The organism is Enterococcus sp. JM9B (genome assembly GCF_009933265.1).
Lineage (GTDB): Bacteria > Bacillota > Bacilli > Lactobacillales > Enterococcaceae > Enterococcus_C > Enterococcus_C songbeiensis.
In genome coordinates this window covers 1-2,087 of sequence record NZ_MAEK01000018.1, presented here as the reverse complement: position 1 = coordinate 2,087, position 2,087 = coordinate 1, and the positions used below count along the sequence as shown (strand labels likewise).

Here is a 2,087-nt window from a genome sequence, read left to right as displayed (position 1 = left end):
CGCTTAATCTTAACATTCGCCTAACATTGACAACTTAGTATAATATATCTTATGTAAACTAATAAGATTTGAATTTTATTTTATACACACTCGATAATAGATCAATTTTATGGTCCCCCGCATTTACGATTGCACAAGAGAAACATAAAGTCGACCTATTAGCATTTCTTTTCAATTCAAACATTAAAAAAGTTTATACCTCTGCTACTAAAAAATGAAATTATCTATTTAAAATTTAAAACGGTAAATCTGATTCATCCAAATTGGAAAATGGATCAGCCTGTATTGGAGCTTTGTATTTCTCCATAATAACAGATATCTTTTTTTCATTTTTTAAAAAATACCTTTTAAATTTCTTATAGTCCTCTGAAATCAAAATATAGCGTGATGGATACTCATCAAAAGAAGAATCGTATTCTTCCTTTAAAATTCCCGATTTACTTAATTTTTCTAGTACATCAAATACTCTATCACTCAAGTAACTCCTTAAATTGTTATCACTTTCCCATTGAACTACTTTTCTATAAGTTGAATTATCAGTTGAAAAGATAGAATTTTCATCCATAAACGCATATATTAGCAGCAATCTTTCATCATTGTCAAATTCTATTGGATCAAAAATATCTAAGTTGTCATCAAAATCTTTATCAGTTCCGGTAACTTTTTTGTTAATTACTGAAGGTGTCTTGTAAGAAATAGAATCTAAATCAAAGCGTTTTGATTCTAAATTATTTTGTGCTTTCTCAATTAAATAATTCACTTTTTTTGTGAGAAACCTTCTGATATTGTCTTTGCTATATGTTCCATAAAAACCCTTATCTTCTAAAGAGTCCCTGTACTTCTTAACTTCTATATACTCTTCAGCCAAAACTTGTGGAACTGGTTCATCTAAGAAAAAAACCCCTACCTCGCCTTTGCTATTTTTATAAAAGTAATCAATTTCTGCTATAGTTCCCGATCTATAATTATCAACTGGAGAACCCAACTTATGGCCAAAAATCGCTAATAATATATCACTATTTTCTACAATTTGTTTATTAATAACACTTTGCCCAGAGCTATTATTTATATAAGTAGGAATCGCATTCGTTTCCCATCGAATTGGCATCAAAATTACTTTTGTATTATCTGTATTTTCTATATTCCATCTATATATGGTTTCTTCTACTTCATTCCTCTTTGCTGCTATATCACCTGGTGATGCTATAAATACTTTTATTAGATTTATGGTTTTCATTTATTGTACCTTTCTCTTTATGTCTCTTTAAAGTAATTTTTGTATAAAATTTATTGACTTTTACACTATAGGACAACTTTTATCTATTTAGTACAAAAAGGCCCACTAAACTAATTGATTAGTTAGGAGCCTATTACAGGTATATTTTCAACTCGCTTTTAAGCAAATTCTACTACCAGCTTTTTGCCTAATGCCCTAGCGATATCATCAAGTTTATCGAAAGATACGTTATCCCCTCTCTCAATTCGAGCAATAGTAGATTGAGTTGTATGTGCTTTTTGTGCAAGCTCCGCTTGAGTTAGGCCTGCTTCCTCCCGTGCATGATAAAGAGCAACCGCAGTTTCGAGTTTTCTTCCTTCACGGTCATATGCTTCTGCAAAATCTTTGTCTTTTTGCTTTTCTTCAATCAATTTTTTAATCATCATTTGTGAACCACTCCTCTCTAAGTTCTTTTGCATGTTTAAGTTCACTTATTGGTGTTTTCTCCGTTTTTTTAGTAAATCCATGGGTAATGACATACCTTCCATTGACCACATGGAAATAGATAGCTCTTTGGATGTTTGATCCTACCTTACTTCTTAATTCGTACAAATTAGTGTCTAATTTTTTCACCCATTTCAACCGTTGAGCTACTAGCATCCCATTCTTTTCTGTTTCTTCTATTGTACGTAAAAGCTTCGCACTATCTTTTTTTGGTAATGTTTCCAACCATTCTAAAAATTCATCATGACCATTAGGTCTTTTAAATGTTTCAAAAGATATTTTTTCCATACCCAATTATATCATATATTGATTTTATATTATAGTATATAACATAAAAATTCGAATTATGGTTCTGTTGCAAAGTTTT

At 30.5% G+C, this 2,087-nt stretch carries 3 protein-coding genes; all 3 read right to left on the bottom strand.

Annotation, left to right across the window (positions count from 1 at the left end; genetic code table 11):
- Positions 1 to 235: 235 nt before the first annotated feature.
- Positions 236 to 1,237 carry a DUF4062 domain-containing protein gene (locus BAU16_RS05595; protein WP_002344895.1) on the bottom strand — a complete coding sequence of 334 codons (1,002 nt, stop codon included), beginning with the start codon at positions 1,235 to 1,237 and terminating at the stop codon, positions 236 to 238.
- A 158-nt stretch (positions 1,238 to 1,395) separates the two neighbouring features.
- Complete coding sequence (locus BAU16_RS05590) at positions 1,396 to 1,662, bottom strand: helix-turn-helix domain-containing protein (protein ID WP_002344896.1); 267 nt, start codon at positions 1,660 to 1,662, stop codon at positions 1,396 to 1,398.
- Positions 1,652 to 2,008 (bottom strand): type II toxin-antitoxin system RelE/ParE family toxin, encoded by a 357-nt coding sequence (locus BAU16_RS05585; RefSeq protein ID WP_002344897.1) that lies wholly within the window; start codon positions 2,006 to 2,008, stop codon positions 1,652 to 1,654. Before BAU16_RS05585 ends, BAU16_RS05590 begins: the two co-directional genes overlap by 11 nt.
- Positions 2,009 to 2,087: the final 79 nt, after the last annotated feature.

Bases quoted from the DNA above. Each gene is read 5' to 3' on its own strand.
- BAU16_RS05585 (WP_002344897.1), bottom strand. From the start codon at position 2,008: ATGGAAAAAATATCTTTTGAAACATTTAAAAGACCTAATGGTCATGAT.
- BAU16_RS05590 (WP_002344896.1), bottom strand. From the start codon at position 1,662: ATGATGATTAAAAAATTGATTGAAGAAAAGCAAAAAGACAAAGATTTT.
- BAU16_RS05595 (WP_002344895.1), bottom strand. From the start codon at position 1,237: ATGAAAACCATAAATCTAATAAAAGTATTTATAGCATCACCAGGTGAT.